The organism is Janthinobacterium sp. SUN211 (assembly GCF_030587315.1).
GTDB classification, from domain to species: Bacteria; Pseudomonadota; Gammaproteobacteria; order Burkholderiales; family Burkholderiaceae_D; genus Janthinobacterium; species Janthinobacterium kumbetense.
On record NZ_JAPWIC010000005.1, the window covers coordinates 387,709 to 405,913 of the forward strand.

Genomic DNA, 18,205 nt, shown 5'->3' on the forward strand with positions numbered 1-18,205 from the left:
GGATGTTTGCTGCATCAGGTCTTGACGTCGATCAGGCTGCCCAGGGCCTGGTCGGCCGCCTTGACGACATTCGCCGACAAATTAAAACCGGCCTTGTAGACGAGGTTATCCGTCAGTTCTGACGCCAGGCCCACGCCGTTCGGCCGGCTTTCCGCAGCCTTGGCCGCGTTGGCATTGGCGCCGCTGACGCTTTCGCCGGCGGCCAGCTTGCGCCCTTCGACGGAGAGGGTGACGCCCGTGCCGGCCGGGCTGGCTTCCTGGAACTCGGCTTGTTGCGGCTGGAAGCCCGGCCTATTCGCATTGGCGATATTGTTGGCGGCCACATCCAGCGCGCGCTGGTTGGCGGTCAGCCCCGAGGTACCGGTGGTGAGGGCGGATATGGACATGGCAACTCCTTCAGAAGGCTCCTAGTTTACTCCCATGCGGGCGCTATGTGGTTGGTGCAAGGCAACATTTTTCCGCGCCGTCGATGACTGCAAAAAAAGTTACCCATCCATAATTTTTTAATATTGTCCTGCGCCCTTTCACTGCCTAGACTGGCTGGGAAATCTCGCATGGAGCCTGCCATTTTCCCCCTCGTACGCCGCCTTTGCCTGGCTTTGCTGCTCAGCTGGCCTTGCCTGACCCTGCAAGCCCAGCCTGCTTCTGCCTCACTGCCGCTCGATGCGCGCTTGAACGAGCAAATCATCATGGTGCCGGCCGGCGACGGCTTGCGCGACGTGCTGGAAACGACGGTGTTCCGTCCCGCCGGCCCCGGCCCGTTTCCCCTGTTGCTGATGAATCATGGCAAGCAGGCCGGGCCTGCGAAACTGCAGGCGCGCGAGCGCTTCATCTATATGGCCGCCGAATTCGTGCGCCGCGGCTATGCGGTGATGCTGCCCATGCGCGCCGGTTTTGCGCGCTCCACGGGTGCCTACCGCGATTTCGGCTGCGACATGCTGGGCAACGCCCAGGGCCAGGCGCGCGACGTGCTGGCCGCGCTTGCGTATGCGCGGCGCCAGAGCTGGGTCGACCCGGAACGCATCGTCGTCGCGGGCCAGTCGTATGGCGGCATGGCGGCGCTGGCGCTGGCCACCCGGGTGCTGCCCGGCGTGCGGGGCGTGCTCAATTTTTCCGGCGGCCTGCGCGTCGACATGCCCGGCTGCGACTGGCAAGGGGCGCTGGCCAAGTCCTTCGCCACCCTGGGCGCCTACAACCACATCCCCAGCCTGTGGCTGTATGGCGCGAATGACTCGTATTTTTCGCCGGCGCTGGTGCGGCGGCTGTTCAATTCCTTTACCGGTTCGGGCGGCCGGGCGCAATTGCTCGCCTATGGCCCGTTCAAGCGCGACGCGCACCTGACCCTGGGCAGCCGCGACGGCGTGGCCGTGTGGTTGCCCGCCACCGAGCGCTTCCTGCAGAAAATCGGCATGCCGGTGCGGCAGGTCTACCGCGTGGCCGATGCGCCGTCTCCGCCCGCCACGCATTTCGCGCTGCAGGACGATATCGCCGCCGTGCCCTACCTGGAAGAGCAGGGGCGCGCCGCCTACCGCGTCTTCCTGGAGAAAACCGCGCCGCGCGCCTTTGCCCTGTCGGCCAGCGGCGCCTGGGGCTGGGCCGAGGAGGGCGAAAGTCCCGATGTGCGCGCGCTGGCCTCGTGCCAGCGGCGCAGCAGCCTGCCGTGCCAGCTGTATTCGGTCGATGAAAGCGTCGTTTGGCCGCTCGCCGGCGCCAGCGCAAGCGCCGCCGGCGGCGCGCAATAGGCCGCCGCGCACGATAGTTGTCGCCGAAACGGGGGATGGGCGAATATACTAGGCGAAAAGGGAGGCGTTGCGCTTCCCGTCCGCCCTTATCATCAGCGAGAATTCACCCTTATGGCGTCATCCCCAGAAAACCTCAGCATGGCCGTGTTTTGCGACTTCGAGAACGTCGCGCTCGGCGTGCGAGATGCAAATTACGAAAAATTCGATATCAAGCCCATCCTGGAACGCTTGCTGCTCAAGGGCAGTATTGTTGTCAAGAAGGCATATTGCGACTGGGACCGTTATAAAAGTTTCAAGGGTACCATGCATGAAGCGAACTTCGAACTGATCGAAATTCCCCACGTGCGCCAGTCCGGCAAGAATTCGGCCGACATCCGCCTGGTGGTCGATGCGCTGGACCTGTGCTACACCAAAGCCCACGTGAATACCTTCGTCATCATCAGCGGCGATTCCGATTTTTCGCCGCTCGTGTCGAAACTGCGCGAAAACGCCAAGCAGGTGATCGGCGTGGGCGTCAAGCAGTCGACCTCCGACCTGCTGGTGGCCAACTGCGACGAATTCATTTTCTACGATGACCTGGTGCGCGAAAGCCGCCGCACAGCCGCCAAGCGCGATGCGCGCGACACGCCTGCCGCCAAGCGCTCGCCGGACGAGGAAGTGCGCCGCAAGGAAAAATACGAGTCGCGCAAGACGGAAGCGATCGAAATGGCTGTCGAGACCTTCGACGCGCTGGTGTCCGAGCGCGGCGACAGCGGCAAGATATGGGCCTCGATGCTGAAGGAAGCGATCAAGCGCCGCAAGCCGGACTTCAGCGAGTCCTATTACGGTTTCCGCACCTTCGGCAACCTGCTGGAAGAAGCGCAAACGCGCGGCTTGCTGGAATTTGGCCGCGATGAAAAATCGGGCGCCTATGTCTACCGCAGCAGCGGCCTGGTGGCCGTGCCGGCTGCCGCGAACGCGGATACCGCCAATGAGGTCAGCGGCGAGACCGGCGTGACGGCGGAAGAGGGCAATCACCGTGAAGGCGGCAGCCGCCGCGATTCGCGCCGCAATGGCCGTGGCGGCCGCAAGCAGAACGAGCAACGCCGCGGCGAGTCCGCGCCACAGGCCTTCGTGCCGGTGGCCGACGCCGAAGCCGTCGTCATCGAGCAGTATGCGCCGGCGCCGCAGCCGGAAGTGCAGCACGAAGTGGCCGAAGCCGCCGCCGAAGCGGTGGCCGAGGTGGTTGCAGAAGAGGGCAACGCCAAGCGCGGTTCGCGCCGCAATGGCCGCGGTGGCCGCAAGAATGGCGATGGCGCCCGCGAAGCGCGCGCCGAAGTCGTCGCCGTCGAGGTGGCGCCGGTGGTGGAAGCCGTGCCTGCGCCTGAGGCGGTAGCCGAAGTGCCGGTGGAAGCCGCCGCCGAAGCCAAGCCAAAGGCCAAGCCGCGCACGCCGGCCCGCAAGGCGGCAGCGGCGAAGAAACCGGCCAAGAAGGCGGCAGAAGCTGTGGTGGAAGCTGCGCCTGTCGTTGAAGCGGCGCCGGTGGAAGTGGCTGTCGTGGCGGAAGACAAGCCGGCCAAGGCGCCGCGCAAGACGCCGGCGCGCCGTCCCGCGCGCAAGAAGGCGGAAGCTGCCTGATAGCCTGAGCGGCAACAAGCGGGGCGGCAAGCGCATGCGCCCCCGCTTTTCCGGTCCCTGCCTTGCGCAAACCGCGCACCCCGATCTCCCCAAGCGTGTACGATGAGCCTGTTTTTAACGCGGCGGGCGGTCAAGCATGTACCACGGTGAACGGTTCAACAGCATTTCCCATACGGTGGGCGCCGCGCTGGCGGCCATCGGCGGCGTCATCCTGATCGTCGCGGCGGCCCGCACGGGCGATCCCTGGAAAATCGTCAGCTGCAGCGTGTATGCGGCCATGCTGCTCACGCTCTACCTCACTTCCACCCTGTACCACAGCGTACGCGGCAAGGCCAAGGCCGTGCTGCAGCGGCTCGACCACTGCGCCATCTACCTGCTCATCGCGGGCACTTACACGCCCTTCATGCTGGTGACCCTGCGCGGGCCGTGGGGCTGGTCGCTGTTCGGCGTCGTCTGGGGCCTGGCCTTGCTGGGCATCGTGCAGGAATACGTGTACGCGAAAGGCGCGCGCATCCTGTCGCTGGTGATTTACGTGGCCATGGGCTGGCTGATCGTCATCGGTATCAAGCCGCTGCTGGCGGCGCTCGAGTGGAACGGCTTCCTGTGGCTGGTGGCAGGCGGGCTGTGCTACACGGGCGGCATCGCTTTCTATGCCACCGACCACAAGCTGCGCCATGGCCACGGCATCTGGCACCTGTTCGTGCTGGCCGGCAGTAGCTGTCATTTTATCGCCATTTTGTTCTACGTTGCCTGACGTTATCCCTTGCCATCACTGTTGCCATGATTCCATTATAATGGCGCGATATGTGAAAATAGCGCAACAATGCGGCAATAATAAGGCAACAATGGATATCAATTCGGACGACCTGAAAATCTTCGTCACCGTCATCGACAGCGGCACTTTGAGCGCGGCCGCCGTGCACCTGGGACAAACCACTTCGGGCGTCAGCCGCGCCCTGTCGCGCCTGGAAGACAAGCTGGCCACGTCGCTGCTGACGCGTACCACGCGCCGCATGGAGTTGACGGAAGAGGGACAGCTGTTCCTGGACAAGGCGCGCGCCATCCTCGCGTCGATGGAAGACGTGGAAGAGTCGATCCGCATCCGCCGCCAGAAGCCGGCCGGGCGGCTGTCCGTCGATGCCGCCTCGCCCTTCATGCTCCATTGCGTGGTGCCCCACGTGGCGGAATTTCGCGCCATGTACCCGGACATCCGCCTGGAGCTGACCAGCAACGACCAGATCGCCGACCTGCTCGAACACCGCACCGATATCGCCATCCGCATCGGCGCCCTGGTCGATTCGACCCTGCATGCGCGCCCGCTCAGCGCCAGCCCGCTGCACGTGCTGGCCACGCCCGCCTACCTGGCGCGTCACGGCGAACCCGCCACGCCGGAAGCGCTGTCCGGCCATGCGCTGCTGGGTTTTGCGCAATATGAGCTGGGGAATAACTGGCCGCTGCGCCACGAAGCGGGCAACAGCCTGCAGATCGTGCCGGCGCTGGCCGCGTCCAGCGGCGAAACCCTGCGCCAGCTGGCGTTGCACGATCAGGGCATCGTCTGCCTGTCCGACTTCATGACGAAGGACGACATCGCGGCCGGCCGGCTGGTGCGGGTGCTGCAGCCGTTTTACACGGGCTACCGCCAGCAGATCCACGCCGTCTACTACCGCAACACGCAGCTGGCGCAGCGCATCAGCTGCTTCCTCGAATTCCTGCAACAGAAACTGTAAGGCCTGGACATGAGCGCACATGGCATGCAATGCCCCACCTGCGACGAATATGGCGACCTGGTGCACGCCACGGTCCGCAAGACGGGCCAGCAAGTGATCGTCTGTACGGAATGCGATTTCGTGTGGCCGCATCCGGAGCAGGACATTGATCCGGCGCATGCCACGGATGTGGCTTCCCTGCTGGCGCAATCCGGCCTGGACGACTGGGACGAGCTCGAACTCGGGGCAAGGGTGCCGCCGTCGCCTACAGCATGACGTGCGATTCTTCCGCCCGCAGCAGGGCTTCCACTTCATGGGCGGGCAGCGGCCGGCTGAAATAATAGCCCTGCGCCTCGTCGCAGCCATGGCGGCGCAGGTAATCGAGCTGCTCCGCCGTTTCCACGCCTTCGGCCACCACGCGCAGCTTCAAATTGTGCGCCAGGGCGATGATGGAGACGACGATGGCTGCGTCGTCCGCGTCGCGCGCCACGTCGCCGACGAAACTGCGGTCGATCTTCAGCACGTCGATGGGGAAGGTGCGCAGGTAGGCGAAGCTGGAATAGCCGGTGCCGAAGTCGTCGATCGACAGCTGCACCCCGAGCGCCTTCATGTCGTGCAGCTGGCTGACGGCCAGCGCCACGTCGTGCATGAACAGGCTTTCCGTCAGTTCCAGTTCCAGGCAGGCGGGCGGCAAGCCCGTTTCCAGCAGCACGTCGGCGATCGACGCGACCAGGTTCGGCTCGTTGAACTGGCGCGCCGACAGGTTCACGGCCAAGCGCAAGGTGTCCAGTCCCGCCGCATGCCAGCGTTTCACCTGCGCGCACGCTTCGCGCATGACCCAGGCGCCGATCGGCACGATCAGTCCCGTATCCTCGGCCAGCGCGATGAAGCGCTGCGGCGCCACCATGCCCAGATCCGGATGCTGCCAGCGCAGCAGCGCTTCCACGCCGACGATGCGCCCGCTGGCCAGGTCCACCTGCGGCTGGTAATGCAGCACGAACTGCTCGCGTTCCAGGGCGTTGCGCAGCGCCGTCTCGATGCGCAGGCGCTCCAGGGTGGCCTGGTTCATGGCCGTCGTGTAGAACTTGATGTTGTTGCGGCCCTGTTTCTTGGCGCAGTACATGGCGATGTCGGCCTGCTCGATCAGGTTCTGCGTCTCGCCATTCAGGGTCACGTCGCCGGGCGCGTCGTAGCGCGACATGTCGTAGACGGCCACGCCGATGCTGCAGGTGACGAAAAATTCCTTGCCATCCAATAGCACCGGCTGCGCCACGGCATCCATCACGCGCTGCACGATGGCGCCGCTGAGCACTTCGTCGGCCTGCTCGCACAGGATGGCGACGAATTCATCGCCCGACAGGCGCGCCACGGTGTCGCTTTCGCGCAGGCTGGACTGCAAGCGCGTGGCGATGGTTTTCAGCAGCAGGTCGCCCGCCTTGTGACCGAGGCTGTCATTGACGAACTTGAACCGGTCCAGGTCGATCAACAGCACCCATAATGCGCGGTTCTTGCGGCGCGACAGGGCCATCGCTTGCGCCAGGCGGTCGCGCAGCAGGGCGCGGTTGGGCAAGCCCGTCAGCACGTCGTGGTGGGCGATGTGCTGGATTTGCTGCTCGGCCAGCTTGCGTTCCGTGATTTCGGACCCCGTGCCCCGGTAGCCGCGAAAGTCGCCCAGCTCGTTGAACAGCGGCTCGCCATTGATGCTGAACCAGCGCAGCTGGCCATCGCGGTCATGCATCGCATATTCGAGGTTGGAAAAGGGCAGGTGGGCTTCCAGGTTGGCGATGTGCTGCTTGCCCCAGCGCGAATTGCGCATTTCCGGGTTGTTGTCCCACCGCGTCATGCCGATGAAGCGTTCCAGCGGCATGTTCGATTTGTCCGTGAAACCGCTGGTGATGTGGGTGAAGCAGAAGTTGGCGTCCTGTTCCCAGTACCAGTCCGAGGACAGGGCCAGCAGGCGGCGGAAGCGCTTTTCGCTTTCCTGCAAGGCGCGCTCCGTGCGCTGGCGCGCCCGCACGTCGGCGCTGAGCAGTTCATTGCTGCGTTTCAGGTCGGCCGTGCGCTGCTCCACCAGCAATTGCACGCGGCGCGAGCGCTGCGTCAGCGATTGCACGAAGGCGGCCGTCAGTACGCTGAATAGCAAACCCGTGATCAGGGTGAACAGGGAGCCCAGATGGTCGGCCAGGAAGGGGCGCGGATGGGCCACCACGCGCACATGCCAGGGCCGGCCGGCGGAAACGAAGGCCCGGTCGTAATGGCTGTGGTAGGCAAAGTGCAGCCAGCGGGGCAGCGATTCCCAGGCGCCGCCCGGTTCGTCGGCAGGCGCCTGGCCATGCCGGAAGATCAATTGGCGCGGATCGGCGCCGGCGTCCGCGTAGACGCTGAGCTCAAGCTGCGAGTCGCCCAGCAGGTCGGCGCCGGCGAGGATTTTCTGCACCAGTTCTCCGGCGCGCACGATGACCGCCGTATCGCCGATCAGCGCCGCGCGCCGCTGCTGTATCGTTTGCAGGGGCACGCCGTGGCGGTACACGGGGCGCACGATGACGAAGCCCCGTTGCGGCCCTTGCGCCAGGGCCAGCAGGCCGGTGGCGGTGGTCTGGCCGCTGACGATCGCCTGTTCCAGCGCGCGCGCCAGCACGCCGCTCGGGCTGACGTTCAGGCCGAAGGCGGGGCGGTTGCCCTGCAGGGGTTCGAGGTAGTCGACCACCAGGTAGCTGGCGCGCGTCGTCGCAGGCACGACGACGCCGTCGCGCATTTCCGTCATGGCGTAGTCGGGCACGATGCGCCGCAGCTCCGTCTCGAAGGCGGCGCGCTGCGCATGCGGCACGATGCGGTGGAAATTGAAGGCCTGGATGAACGGGTGGCGTTGCAGCAGCGGCGTGGTGAAGTCGTGGAACTGTTCCCGGGTGACGGGCACGACGGCGGCAAACAGCTGGTTTGTTGTCGTCAGCACCTCGACCGCATCGTCGAGCCCCTGCTCGATGGCGGCCACCCTGGCGCCGGCGCGCTGCTGCAGGCTCAGGCCCATCTTGTCGTATTCGAGCTGGCTGATGGCGGCAAACAGCACGGCCGTCACGCTGACGCCGCAGGCAAAGGTCAGCGCGGCCGCGGCGGAAATCGACAATGGCAGGCGGCCACGCAGCATGGTTTTTCCTATCTCACTTCATGGACACTTGGGTTCGGCGGCGCCTGCCGGCCCCACGCAGGCGGTAGTTTGTCATAAACCACATCCATCATGCGGATTTTGCACCAAATTACTGCTAATAAGCAACAATATCTATGACCGGGGAAGACGACTTTCAGTTGCTGCCCGCGCCTGACCGGCGGCGCAAGCGCCACAACTGCCATGCCGGCAGCCAGCGGTTCAGGAAAGCCAGACCGCATACCCGGCGCCAGCGCACCAGGCGCACCACGCGCACGGCGCGGCCGTCGGCGCCTTGCCCGGGCCTGGCGGCGAAGATGATGCGGTTATTGCCGGCGATGCCGTCGAAGTGGCACACGGCGCCACGGAAGGTGAGCATCAGGCGCGCCAGCATGGCGGGGTAGTGCTCGTCATAACTGAACAGGTTGGCTACCAATACGCCGCCGGGCAGCAGGGCGCGCAGGCAGTCCGCGTAGAAGCGCGCGCTGCCCAGTGCCGGCGGCAAGCCCGTTTCGTCATAGCCGTCGAGCAGCAGCACGTCGGCGCAGCCCGGATGCTGGCGGATATAGCTGACGGCGTCCGTCTCGATGATGCGCAGGCGCGCGTCGTCGGGCGGCAGCATGAATTGCTCGCGCAGGGCGATCACGTCGGCGCGCAGTTCCAGCACCGTGATGCGGGTGTCGGGCAGGTGGCGGTAGCAGAATTTCAGCAGCGAACCGCCGCCCAGTCCCACCATCAGGATGTGGCGGGGACGGGGCACGAACAGGGTAAAGCACATCATGGCGCGCGCATAGCGCAGCAGCAGATGGTCGGGGCGCGACAGCAGCATTTCGCTCTGGATCATGCCGGGCTGGAATTCCAGGCGGCGCCGGTCGCCACAGGTATGCACCTGCGGGGCAAGCGGGGTGGTGCTTCTGTTTTCCGGCATGGGACGACTTCGCTGAGTGGACTGGGGGAGATGCTTTGTTGCATTCAGAGAAATCTGATAAGCTCCCGTGAGCATACCCGATTAATCCGCGCCGAGCATGCGTATATCGGCGCGCGGCGGCACGGCCGCGCAGTCGGGCACCATGGAGACAAGCATGTTTTTGGATCACCCCATTATTACGGCGACGAACAGTTTTACGGAGCCCGACCGCATCGAGCGCTTGACGCGCGTGTACGGCTACGCGGCGGCGCTGGCCGACCAGGCCGCCAATGTCGGCTTCATTGAAAAAGTGGCGCAAATCCACGACCACAAGGGCACCCTCATCGTCTTCTGGCACGAGGCGCCCAGCGAGGTGGAAAAACAGTATTTCGTGCAGGCGTGGGCCAGCAAGATCGGCGACGGCAGCACCAATGTCGAACACGAAATCTGACCTGGCCTGCCGCGCCTGCGCGGCGACGGTGTAACCCATGGATATCAAGACCCTGGTACTGGCCCTGGCGCTCGGCAACCTGAGCCTGTGCGCGGCCCTGTTCTTCTTCGAGTATGAGCGCAAGAAGTCGCTCAGCATGTCCACCTGGGCGGTGGCCAAGCAATGCCAGGCCGTGGCCTGGTGCCTGCTGTATTTCCGCGGCGTGCTGCCCGATTTTCTCTCCATCTTGCTGGGCAACAGCCTGCTGTTTGCCGGCATGGCGCTCGATGCGGGCGCGCTGTGGCAGGCGGCCGGGCGCAGCGGCTGGCGCCGCACCGTGCTGCCGGCGCTGGGGCTGTCGGTGGCGCTGTTTGCCGCCTGCTATCTGTTCGACGTGGCGCCGCTGCTGCGCAGCGCCGGCGGTTCGCTGATCGTGGCCGGCTTTTTCCTCGCCGGCGTGGCGGCCTTGTGCCTGAAATGGCGCGAGGCGAGCATGCTGCGCCGCTTCCTCGTCGTCAGCATGGGTATTTTGTCGCTGCTGATCGCCGCGCGCGGCGTGCTGGCCGCCGCCGTGCCCGGCTTCGATGCGGAATTGATGCAGCTGGCCGGCTTCGGCGCCCTGTACCTGATGATGCTGACGAACGCTTTCGGCTATCTGCTGCTGTCGCGTGAAAAGCTGGGCGGCGAACTGGCGCGCCTGGAAGTGCTCGACGCGGCCACGGGCGTGCCGAACCGGCGCGGCTTTTACCAGGCGCTGGCACCGTGGATGGCGCTGGCGCGCCGGCCCGGCTTGCCGACGGCGCTGGTGGTGCTCAATATCGACCACTTTAAGAGAGTCAACGACAGCTACGGCCATCCGGTGGGCGACGCGGTGCTGAAAACCATCGTCGACACCTGCCGCCAGCAATTGCGCGACAGCGACCTGATGGGCCGCCTGGGCGGCGCCGAATTCGCCATCCAGCTGCCGCGCACGACCCTGGCCGATGCGCTGATGGTGGCCGAGCGCATCCGCGCCGCCGTCGAAGTGCTGCCCGTCAAGACGGAGCGCGCCGTGCTGCAACTGACGGCCAGCCTGGGCGTTACCACCATCCGTGCCGAAGACAGCACCGTCAGCCTGTTCAAGCGAGCCGACGAGGCGCTGCAGGCGGCCAAGCAGGCGGGCCGCAACAGGGTCGTCGAGGCGCCAGGCGCCAGTACGCTGGACGTGTAAGCCCGCTTACTTCTTGCGCGAGCCGAGCCAGCTGGGCTCCTTGCCGCATTCCTTGGGCAAGAACAAGGCATCGAGGCCGGGATCGCAGCGATGGTCAGGCGCCTTCATCGGTTCGACGGTCAGCCATTCGCTCTTGGGCAGGATCTTTTCTTCGCGTGGTTCCACGGGCGGCGCGGGCGGCAGGCTGTCTTGCCACCTTGGCTCTGCGGCAGGCGCGGGCGCGGTGGCCCAGTTCGCGTCGACCTGCGCTGGCGGTGTGTCCGCGTGTGCGGCGGCGCTCAGCAAGCTGCCCGCGAGGATGAATGCACGCATGGCGGCGCTGTTTACGGAAATCATGGTCTGTCCTTGGTCGGTGCCGCGAGGGCGGGCCTTGCATTATGATGCCAGCCGGAAGCAAAAACACAAGAAAATTGCAACGGCATGTTACCAAAGGGACTATAGTTACTGGTAGCAAGCAGGTGCATCACAGCAAGGCGCTCGAACGGTGAGCAAGGCGCGAGTCGCCGCTGCCCGAACGTGTGCATTCCCTAACTTTCATTTAAGCTAAGCAAGTTATGCTATCGAGCGCACGCCAGGCTGCCCTGTGCCGTCCGCACCGCAGTTCCTCTTTCTTACTCTTGCCAGGCCCATAATGAAAATGCTCAAATCCCTGCCTGTATGGCCGCTTGCCGCCCCCGTTGCCGGCTGGCTGTTCCTGTTCGGTTCCACCTTCAATGTCGGCGGCGCCTACCAGATCCTGCTGGTGGCTGGCCTGATCGGCAGCGTGCTGGCCGCCGTGTACCACGCGGAAGTGGTGGCGCACCGCATCGGCGAACCGTATGGCACCCTGGTGCTTGCGTTGGCCGTGACCCTGATCGAGGTGGCGCTGATCGTCTCGCTGATGCTGGCCGGCGGACCGGAAACGACGGGGCTGGCGCGCGATACCGTGTTTGCCGCCATCATGATCATCCTGAACGGCATCGTCGGCATCTGCCTGTTGCTGGGCGCCGGGCGCCACCGCGAGCAGAGCTTCGGCCTGCTGGGCGTGAGCGCTTCGCTGGCCACCCTGGCGGCCATCGCCGTTCTGACCCTGGTGCTGCCGAACTACACCTCGAGCGCCGCCGGCCCCTTCTACAATTCCAGCCAGCTGATCTTCATCGCCGTCATTTCCCTGGTCCTGTACGGCACCTTCGTGCTGGTGCAGACGGTGCGCCACCGCGATTACTTCCTGCCCAAGGAAGCCGTCGGCGATGAAGAGGTGCATGCGGCGCCGCCCACGCCCACCGTCGCCTGGGTCAGCGCCGGCGCGCTGCTGGTGTGCCTGGGCGCCGTGGTGCTGCTGGCCAAGTCGCTGGCGCCCGCGCTGGAGACGGCGATTGCCGCCATGGGCGCGCCGAAAACCCTGGTCGGCATCGTCATCGCCGCCATCGTGCTGCTGCCCGAAGGCCTGGCCGCCGTGCGCGCCGCGCGCGCGAATCGCCTGCAAACGAGCTTGAACCTGGCGCTCGGCTCCGCGCTGGCCAGCATCGGCCTGACTATTCCGGCCGTGGTGGTGGTGTCGCTGGCCACGGGCCTGACGATTACCCTGGGTCTCGACATCAAGTCGACGGTGCTGCTGCTGCTGTCGCTGATGGTGGCTACCCTGTCGCTGGGCACGGGTCGCACCACGGTCATGCAGGGTACGGTGCACCTGGTGATTTTCGCCGTTTATTTATTTACCACCATCGTGCCGTAAGCGCCACGGCTGGCCGCCGTTTTGTCACAATCCTGTCACGCCGCTGTCATACGATGAGGGTAGTGTGGTAGGATTTTTAAATCGTTTAAATGATTTATATAGTTTAGTAACTGATTTTGCCAACTTTTTCAGTTGGCACAGTAATGACAAGACAAGAGGCTAGTATGTATGCAGCGGTGGACCTGGGGTCCAACAGTTTTCGTTTACACGTCGGCAAGCATGATGGCGACACGATCCGCGTGGTCAAGAGCGTGCGCGACCCGATACGCCTGGCTGCCGGCCTGGATGCCAATGGCGACCTGACCGAGGCGGCCATGCAGGGCGCGCTGGCCTGCCTGCAGCGCTTTCGCGCCATTCTCGCCGGCTTCGAACTCGATGCCGTGCGCGTGGTGGCCACGTCGGCCATGCGCGTGGCGCGCAACGGCGCCGTCTTCCTGCCGCTGGCCGAGCAAGCCATCGGCCATCCGATCGAGATCATCTCGGGCGAGGAAGAAGGGCGCTTGATCTACATGGGCGTGGCCAATGCGCTGGCCATTCCCGGCGAACGCCGGCTGGTGATGGATATCGGCGGCGGCTCGACCGAACTGATACTGGGACGCGGCAACGATATCGAGCGCGTCGAGTCCTTCAGCCTGGGCACTGTCAAGCAAAGTCTGTCGTTCTTCATCGGCGGGCGCATCGACGCGCCGTCGTTCGAGGCGGCCATCCTGTCGGCGCGCAGCCATTTCGAGGATGCCGCGCCGCCGTACCGCCCGCAGCACTGGAAGACGGCCTACGGCTCTTCCGGCACCATCCGCACCATCGCCGACATCATCGCCCGCAACAAGCTGGGCGACGGCTTGCTCACGAGCGCCAGCCTCGATGCACTGGCGCGCCGCTTCATCGAGCTCGGTCACACCAGCCGCATCGACATGCCCGGCTTGCGCCCCGACCGCGCCAGCACCATCGTCGGCGGCCTGGCCATCTTGATCGGCCTGTTCCGCGAACTGGCCATTCCCGCCATGACGCCGATCGAGGCGGGTCTGCGCATGGGCGTGATGTGGGATTTGTACCTGCGCTCGACCAAGCGCGACCGCCGCGAACAGTCGGTGCAGGGCTGCATGGAGAAATTCCATATCGACCAGCAGCGCGCCGGCCGGGTGGCCGAGCAGGCGCTGGCCATGTATGCGCAGCTCAAGCCCACGTCCGACGCCCTGGTGAAATCCCTGCGCTGGAGCAGCCTGCTGCACGAGGTGGGCCTGGCCGTGTCGCAGACGGGCTACCACAAGCATGCATCGTATATCGTGGAGAACGCGGATTTGCCCGGTTTTACCACGCGCGAACAGAAGACCATGAGCCGGCTGATCCTGGCGCAGAAGGGCAACTTGCGCAAGATCGGCGAAGTGCTGTCCGACCCCGATTTTGCCAAGGCCGTGCTGGCGCTGCGCCTGTCGATCCTGCTCATGCATGCACGTATCGAAGCCGATTTCAGCGAACTGCGCCTGCGCATGAAGAGCCGCATCGAACTCGATATCAAGCGTGGCTGGGTGGCGCACCATCCCACCGTGTCGTTCTGGATCGAGAAGGAGCAGGAATTCTGGGATGAGGTCGGGGTCGATTTCACCATCCGCGCCAGCGCCTAGGAGGTCATGTCGTGCACATGACTTGATGTGCAGCAAGCAAGATTTCAAAAAACAGTATATATTGTTTATATTAATTACTAGATTGGAAAATCCATGACTAAAACCGTCCCAGCGAAAAAAGCCGACAGCGCGCCCGTATCGATGTTCCCTACCAGCGCTTCGATCAATGCGGCAGCGGCCAAGGCCGCCCCGGCTGCCAAGCCCGCCGCTAAACCAGCTGCGAAACCAGCCGCCAAGCCTGTGGCAAAAGCCGCCGTCAAGCCGGCAGTCGCCAAGCCGGCGGCAGCCAAACCAGCGGCGGCCAAGCCAGCCGCGGCGAAGGCGCCAGCCGCCAAGCCGGTAGCGAAGGCCGCCGTTGCCAAGCCTGCAGCCAAAGCCGTCGTCAAAGCCGCCGTCAAGCCGGCAGCCAAGCCAGCCGTGAAAGCTGTCGCCAAGCCTGCGGTGAAGACCGTCGTCAAGCCGGCCGCGAAAGCCGCCGCCAAACCGGTAGCCAAGGCGGCCGCCAAGCCTGCGCCAGCGAAAAAAGCGCCGGTCGCCAAGGTCGCCGCCGTCAAGGAAAAAGCCCGCAAGCCGAAACTGGTGCGCGACAGCTTCACCATGCCGGAAGCGGAATACGAAGTCCTGGGCCAGGTCAAGAAAGCCTGCTTGAAGGCCGGTTTCGAGATCAAGAAAAGCGAATTGCTGCGCATCGGCGTGGCGCTGATCAGCCAGATCGACCTGGCGACCCTGCAAAACGTGCTGGCTGGCCTGCCGCAGCTGAAAACGGGCCGCCCGAAGAAGGATTGATGGCGCGGGCAGGGGCCGCCCCTGCCTGTCCATTCTGGTTTACCATGGGGCCTGTGATAGTTCCCCCATGGTTGCCATGTCAGAAGATACAGATATCGAACGCGCCGGCTTCGTCGAGCGCGCCATCGTCCGCCACCAGGCGGGCGTCTCTACCCCAGCCATCGACCGCGTCGCCGAGGAAGTCCCCGTCGCGCTGGTCTTCAATGGCATTTCCCACGTCGTCATGATGGCCACCCCGCGCGACCTGGAAGCGTTTGCCTATGGCTTCGCGCTGACGGAAGGCGTGGTCGCTTCCGCCGGCGCCATCTTCGATTGCGAAGTGTTCCTGCGTCCCGACTCCGCCGAAGTGGCTTTGAGCATCGCCCAGGAGGATTTCGTGCGCCTGAAGGACCGGCGCCGCCAGCTGACGGGCCGCACGGGCTGCGGCGTGTGCGGCATCGACAGCATCGAGATGCTGGACTTGCAGCCGCAGGCGCTGCCGCCGGCCCTGATCCATGTCGACCTGCCGGCCGCCCTGGCGCGTGCCTCCAGCGGCTTGCGCGCGCACCAGGCGCTGATGCGCGAAACGGGCGGCGTGCATGCGGCCGCGTGGTGCACGCCCGACGGCGATATCGTGCACGTCTTCGAGGATGTCGGCCGCCACAATGGCCTGGATAAACTGATCGGCCATTTGGCACTGAGCGGGGCGGACATGCGGCGCGGCTTCGTCTTCCTGTCCAGCCGCGGCAGCTACGAGCTGGCGCGCAAGGCGGCGCGCATGCAGATTCCGCTGCTGGCGACGATTTCCGCCCCCAGCTCGCTGGCCATTTCCATCGCCACGCAGGCGGGTATGAAGCTGGTGGGTTTCTGCCGCCAGGATGCGTACGTCGATTACACGCCCGGCATCACCTTGTAGCTTCCACTGCGCTCCAGCAAAACTGGCACGGACTTTGACGTGGGCGTGCCGGCGCCGTCCGCCGTGCTGGCCAGCGGCACCAGCGCATTCGTTTCCGGGTAATACGCGCCCAGGCAGCCGCGCGGGATGTCGTAGGAGACGAGACGGAAGCCGTCGGCGCGGCGCGCCACGCCATCGTCCCAGGCGCCGATCAGGTCCACCAGCTCGCCATCGGCAAATCCCAGCATGGCGATATCTTCCTCGTTGGCGAAGACCACCTTGCGCGTGCCGTACACGCCGCGGTAGCGGTCATCCATGCCGTAGATGGTGGTGTTGTACTGGTCGTGCGAGCGGGTGCTCATCAACACCATCAGGCGCGCGCCATGGCGCTGTTTCGCGCGGTGCAGCGGCGTATCGAGGTCCAGCGGGGCGACGAGGAAGCTGGCCTTGCCGCTGGCCGTCTTCCACACGCGCCCGCGCGACGCCACCGTCAGGTGAAAGCCGCCCGGTTGCGCCACCCTGGCGTTGTAGTCGTGGAAATCGTCGAATACCTTTTCGATGTCGTCGCGGATGCGCGCATAGTCGGCCGCATAGGCGCGCCAGTCCACCAGGGCGCTGCCCACCGTCGCTTCGGCCATGCCGGCCACGATGGCCACTTCCGAGCGCAGCTGCGGCGAAGCGGGCGCATTGCGGCCGTACGAGATATGCACCATGCTCATCGAGTCTTCCACCGTCACGCCCTGCGCCACGCCGCCCTGCAAGTCGATTTCCGTACGTCCCAAGGTGGGCAGCAGCAAGGCTTCCTTGCCGATGACCAGGTGGCTGCGATTGAGCTTGGTGGCCACCTGGACCGTCAGCGCGCACTGGCGCAGGGCGGCAAAGGTCAGCGGCGTGTCCGGCGTGGCGGCGGCGAAATTGCCGCCCAGCGCGATGAATACCTTGACGTCGCCGCGCTGCATGGCTTCGATGGTGGCCACCACGTCGTGGCCATGCGCGCGCGGCGGCTCGAATCCATACACCTGGCCCAGGCGGTCGAGGAAGGCCCTGGTCGGCTTTTCCTCGATGCCCACCGTGCGGTCGCCTTGCACGTTCGAGTGGCCGCGCACGGGGCACAGGCCGGCGCCCGGCTTGCCGATCTGCCCGCGCAACATCATCAGGTTCGACAGCATGCGGATGGCCGCCACGCTGTGCTTGTGCTGCGTCAAGCCCATGCCCCAGGTGGCGATGATGCGCTGGCCCTTGACGAAGATGTCCGTCAATGCCTCGATCTGCGCGCGCGCCACGCCCGACTCCCGCAGCAGCAGTTCCCAGCTTTCCATGCGCAAGTCGTCGCGGAAGGCGTCGAAGCCGCTGCAGTGTTCAGCGATGAAGGCGTGGTCGATGACGGCAGGGAAGCCTGCCGCCAGCGCCGCATCGTCATGTTCGACGACGCGCTTGGCGACGGCCTTGATCAGGGCGAAGTCGCCGCCCAGGGTCGGCTGGACGAACAGGCCGGCCAGGCGCGTGCTGCCCAGGGTCGCCATTTCCAGCGCGCTTTGCGGGTCCATGAAGCGCTGCAAACCCCGCTCGCGCAGGGGATTGATGGAAACGATGCTGCCGCCGCGGCGCGCGCAGTCGCGTAATTCACCCAGCATGCGCGGGTGGTTGGTGGCGGGATTCTGGCCGAAGATGAGGATGGTGTCGGCCAGCTCGAAGTCGGCCAGGGTCACCGTGCCCTTGCCGATGCCCACGGTGGCCGGCAAGCCGCGGCTGGTCGCCTCGTGGCACATGTTGGAGCAGTCGGGGAAGTTGTTGGTGCCGTACAGGCGCGCCATCAGCTGGTACAGGAAGGCCGCCTCGTTGCTGGCGCGGCCCGACGTATAGAACGCGGCCTGGTTCGGGGCGGGCAGGGCGCGCAGGTGGCGCCCCACGAGGGCGCAGGCGTCATCCCAGGAGATCGGCACGTAGCGGTCGCTGGCCGCGTCGTACACCATCGGCTCCGTCAGACGGCCGTACTGTTCGAGCGCGTAGTCCGACTGTGCCAGCAACTGCGTGACGGTATGGCTGGCGAACAGTTCCGGGCCGGCGCGGCGGCTGGTCGCTTCGGCGGCGACGGCCTTGGCGCCGTTTTCGCAAAAGGCAAACGTGGACGCGTGGTCGCGGTCGGGCCAGGCGCAGCCGGGGCAATCGAAGCCGTCCGGCTGGTTTTGCGCCAGCAGCGCCTTCAGGTTGCCGGGCGCGACGCGCTCCTGGCGCAGGCTGATGGCCACGTGTTTCAAGGCGTCCCAGCCGGCGGCCGGCCTGGTGTAGGGCGTGATGTGCGGTGCGTCCTGGTCTTTCATGGGCTCTTTCGGCTGGGCGAGTGTGGTAATTATGCACGATCCCCGGATGACATTGACTTGCGTCATGGAAATGACATTCGGCTGTCATTTTCCTGACATATTAGACAAGTACGCTGGAGTCGTCTTGATCACAG

Annotated in this window: 16 protein-coding genes; 11 read left to right on the forward strand and 5 right to left on the reverse strand. The window is 65.2% G+C overall.

Annotation, left to right across the window (positions count from 1 at the left end):
• Positions 1-14: 14 nt before the first annotated feature.
• Positions 15-386, reverse strand: coding sequence for a flagellar basal body protein (locus O3301_RS19155; protein ID WP_305057178.1), 372 nt, complete (start codon positions 384-386; stop codon positions 15-17).
• A 168-nt stretch (positions 387-554) separates the two neighbouring features.
• On the opposite strand from O3301_RS19155, the gene O3301_RS19160 reads away from it, so the two are divergent.
• The 5 genes from O3301_RS19160 to O3301_RS19180 all read left to right on the forward strand — a co-directional run bounded on the left by O3301_RS19160 (position 555) and on the right by O3301_RS19180 (position 5,341).
• Positions 555-1,742 carry a dienelactone hydrolase family protein gene (locus O3301_RS19160; RefSeq protein WP_305057179.1) on the forward strand — a complete coding sequence of 396 codons (1,188 nt, stop codon included), beginning with the start codon at positions 555-557 and terminating at the stop codon, positions 1,740-1,742.
• Positions 1,743-1,853: 111 nt separating this feature from the next.
• The gene (locus O3301_RS19165) at positions 1,854-3,359 is read left to right on the forward strand and encodes an NYN domain-containing protein (RefSeq protein ID WP_305057180.1); all 1,506 of its coding nucleotides are present in this window, start codon (positions 1,854-1,856) and stop codon (positions 3,357-3,359) included.
• 136 nt (positions 3,360-3,495) lie between these two features.
• Positions 3,496-4,113, forward strand: a complete 618-nt coding sequence (locus O3301_RS19170) for a hemolysin III family protein (protein ID WP_152282767.1) — start codon at positions 3,496-3,498, stop codon at positions 4,111-4,113.
• A gap of 91 nt (positions 4,114-4,204) precedes the next feature.
• Positions 4,205-5,086: a LysR family transcriptional regulator gene (locus O3301_RS19175; RefSeq protein WP_099664521.1), complete on the forward strand. Its 882-nt coding sequence runs from the start codon at positions 4,205-4,207 to the stop codon at positions 5,084-5,086.
• Positions 5,087-5,095: 9 nt separating this feature from the next.
• Entirely contained in the window at positions 5,096-5,341 is a 246-nt protein-coding gene (locus tag O3301_RS19180; RefSeq protein ID WP_305057181.1) for a hypothetical protein, read from the forward strand.
• On the opposite strand, the gene O3301_RS19185 is transcribed toward O3301_RS19180, so the two are convergent.
• Together O3301_RS19185 and O3301_RS19190 are read right to left on the reverse strand one after the other, a co-directional pair.
• On the reverse strand, positions 5,331-8,210 hold the full coding sequence (locus tag O3301_RS19185; RefSeq protein WP_305057182.1) for an EAL domain-containing protein: 2,880 nt from the start codon (positions 8,208-8,210) through the stop codon (positions 5,331-5,333). The two genes, O3301_RS19180 and O3301_RS19185, sit on opposite strands and share 11 nt — an antisense overlap.
• Positions 8,211-8,364: 154 nt before the next feature.
• Positions 8,365-9,135: a transferase spermidine synthase gene (locus O3301_RS19190; RefSeq protein ID WP_305057183.1), complete on the reverse strand. Its 771-nt coding sequence runs from the start codon at positions 9,133-9,135 to the stop codon at positions 8,365-8,367.
• Between the two features lie 154 nt (positions 9,136-9,289).
• Here O3301_RS19190 and O3301_RS19195 point away from each other — a divergent pair, with 154 nt between their 5' ends.
• Both O3301_RS19195 and O3301_RS19200 read left to right on the forward strand, forming a co-directional pair.
• Entirely contained in the window at positions 9,290-9,565 is a 276-nt protein-coding gene (locus O3301_RS19195; RefSeq protein WP_034757372.1) for a hypothetical protein, read from the forward strand.
• A gap of 37 nt (positions 9,566-9,602) precedes the next feature.
• On the forward strand, positions 9,603-10,754 hold the full coding sequence (locus O3301_RS19200) for a diguanylate cyclase (protein WP_289911574.1): 1,152 nt from the start codon (positions 9,603-9,605) through the stop codon (positions 10,752-10,754).
• A gap of 6 nt (positions 10,755-10,760) precedes the next feature.
• Here the strand turns inward: O3301_RS19200 and O3301_RS19205 are convergent, their stop codons facing one another.
• Positions 10,761-11,090 (reverse strand): hypothetical protein, encoded by a 330-nt coding sequence (locus tag O3301_RS19205; RefSeq protein ID WP_251351213.1) that lies wholly within the window; start codon positions 11,088-11,090, stop codon positions 10,761-10,763.
• Between the two features lie 295 nt (positions 11,091-11,385).
• On the opposite strand from O3301_RS19205, the gene O3301_RS19210 reads away from it, so the two are divergent.
• The 4 genes from O3301_RS19210 to fdhD all read left to right on the forward strand — a co-directional run bounded on the left by O3301_RS19210 (position 11,386) and on the right by fdhD (position 15,771).
• Positions 11,386-12,468, forward strand: a complete 1,083-nt coding sequence (locus tag O3301_RS19210) for a calcium:proton antiporter (RefSeq protein ID WP_099664517.1) — start codon at positions 11,386-11,388, stop codon at positions 12,466-12,468.
• A gap of 164 nt (positions 12,469-12,632) precedes the next feature.
• Positions 12,633-14,090, forward strand: coding sequence for a Ppx/GppA phosphatase family protein (locus O3301_RS19215; RefSeq protein ID WP_305057184.1), 1,458 nt, complete (start codon positions 12,633-12,635; stop codon positions 14,088-14,090).
• Positions 14,091-14,183: 93 nt separating this feature from the next.
• Entirely contained in the window at positions 14,184-14,876 is a 693-nt protein-coding gene (locus O3301_RS19220) for a hypothetical protein (RefSeq protein WP_369812210.1), read from the forward strand.
• A gap of 67 nt (positions 14,877-14,943) precedes the next feature.
• The gene (gene fdhD / locus O3301_RS19225; protein ID WP_305057185.1) at positions 14,944-15,771 is read left to right on the forward strand and encodes a formate dehydrogenase accessory sulfurtransferase FdhD; all 828 of its coding nucleotides are present in this window, start codon (positions 14,944-14,946) and stop codon (positions 15,769-15,771) included.
• Here fdhD and O3301_RS19230 read toward each other — a convergent pair.
• A complete protein-coding gene (locus O3301_RS19230; RefSeq protein WP_305057186.1) occupies positions 15,747-18,071 on the reverse strand; it encodes an FdhF/YdeP family oxidoreductase in 2,325 nt (774 codons plus the stop codon). The two genes, fdhD and O3301_RS19230, sit on opposite strands and share 25 nt — an antisense overlap.
• Between the last annotated feature and the right edge of the window lie 134 nt (positions 18,072-18,205).

Excerpts from the sequence above, each read along its gene's own strand:
- O3301_RS19155 (WP_305057178.1), bottom strand. The coding sequence starts at position 386 with ATGTCCATATCCGCCCTCACCACCGGTACCTCGGGGCTGACCGCCAAC.
- O3301_RS19160 (WP_305057179.1), top strand. The coding sequence starts at position 555 with ATGGAGCCTGCCATTTTCCCCCTCGTACGCCGCCTTTGCCTGGCTTTG.
- O3301_RS19165 (WP_305057180.1), top strand. The coding sequence starts at position 1,854 with ATGGCGTCATCCCCAGAAAACCTCAGCATGGCCGTGTTTTGCGACTTC.
- O3301_RS19170 (WP_152282767.1), top strand. The coding sequence starts at position 3,496 with ATGTACCACGGTGAACGGTTCAACAGCATTTCCCATACGGTGGGCGCC.
- O3301_RS19175 (WP_099664521.1), top strand. The coding sequence starts at position 4,205 with ATGGATATCAATTCGGACGACCTGAAAATCTTCGTCACCGTCATCGAC.
- O3301_RS19180 (WP_305057181.1), top strand. The coding sequence starts at position 5,096 with ATGAGCGCACATGGCATGCAATGCCCCACCTGCGACGAATATGGCGAC.
- O3301_RS19185 (WP_305057182.1), bottom strand. The coding sequence starts at position 8,210 with ATGCTGCGTGGCCGCCTGCCATTGTCGATTTCCGCCGCGGCCGCGCTG.
- O3301_RS19190 (WP_305057183.1), bottom strand. The coding sequence starts at position 9,135 with ATGCCGGAAAACAGAAGCACCACCCCGCTTGCCCCGCAGGTGCATACC.
- O3301_RS19195 (WP_034757372.1), top strand. The coding sequence starts at position 9,290 with ATGTTTTTGGATCACCCCATTATTACGGCGACGAACAGTTTTACGGAG.
- O3301_RS19200 (WP_289911574.1), top strand. The coding sequence starts at position 9,603 with ATGGATATCAAGACCCTGGTACTGGCCCTGGCGCTCGGCAACCTGAGC.
- O3301_RS19205 (WP_251351213.1), bottom strand. The coding sequence starts at position 11,090 with ATGATTTCCGTAAACAGCGCCGCCATGCGTGCATTCATCCTCGCGGGC.
- O3301_RS19210 (WP_099664517.1), top strand. The coding sequence starts at position 11,386 with ATGAAAATGCTCAAATCCCTGCCTGTATGGCCGCTTGCCGCCCCCGTT.
- O3301_RS19215 (WP_305057184.1), top strand. The coding sequence starts at position 12,633 with ATGTATGCAGCGGTGGACCTGGGGTCCAACAGTTTTCGTTTACACGTC.
- O3301_RS19220 (WP_369812210.1), top strand. The coding sequence starts at position 14,184 with ATGACTAAAACCGTCCCAGCGAAAAAAGCCGACAGCGCGCCCGTATCG.
- fdhD (WP_305057185.1), top strand. The coding sequence starts at position 14,944 with ATGGTTGCCATGTCAGAAGATACAGATATCGAACGCGCCGGCTTCGTC.
- O3301_RS19230 (WP_305057186.1), bottom strand. The coding sequence starts at position 18,071 with ATGAAAGACCAGGACGCACCGCACATCACGCCCTACACCAGGCCGGCC.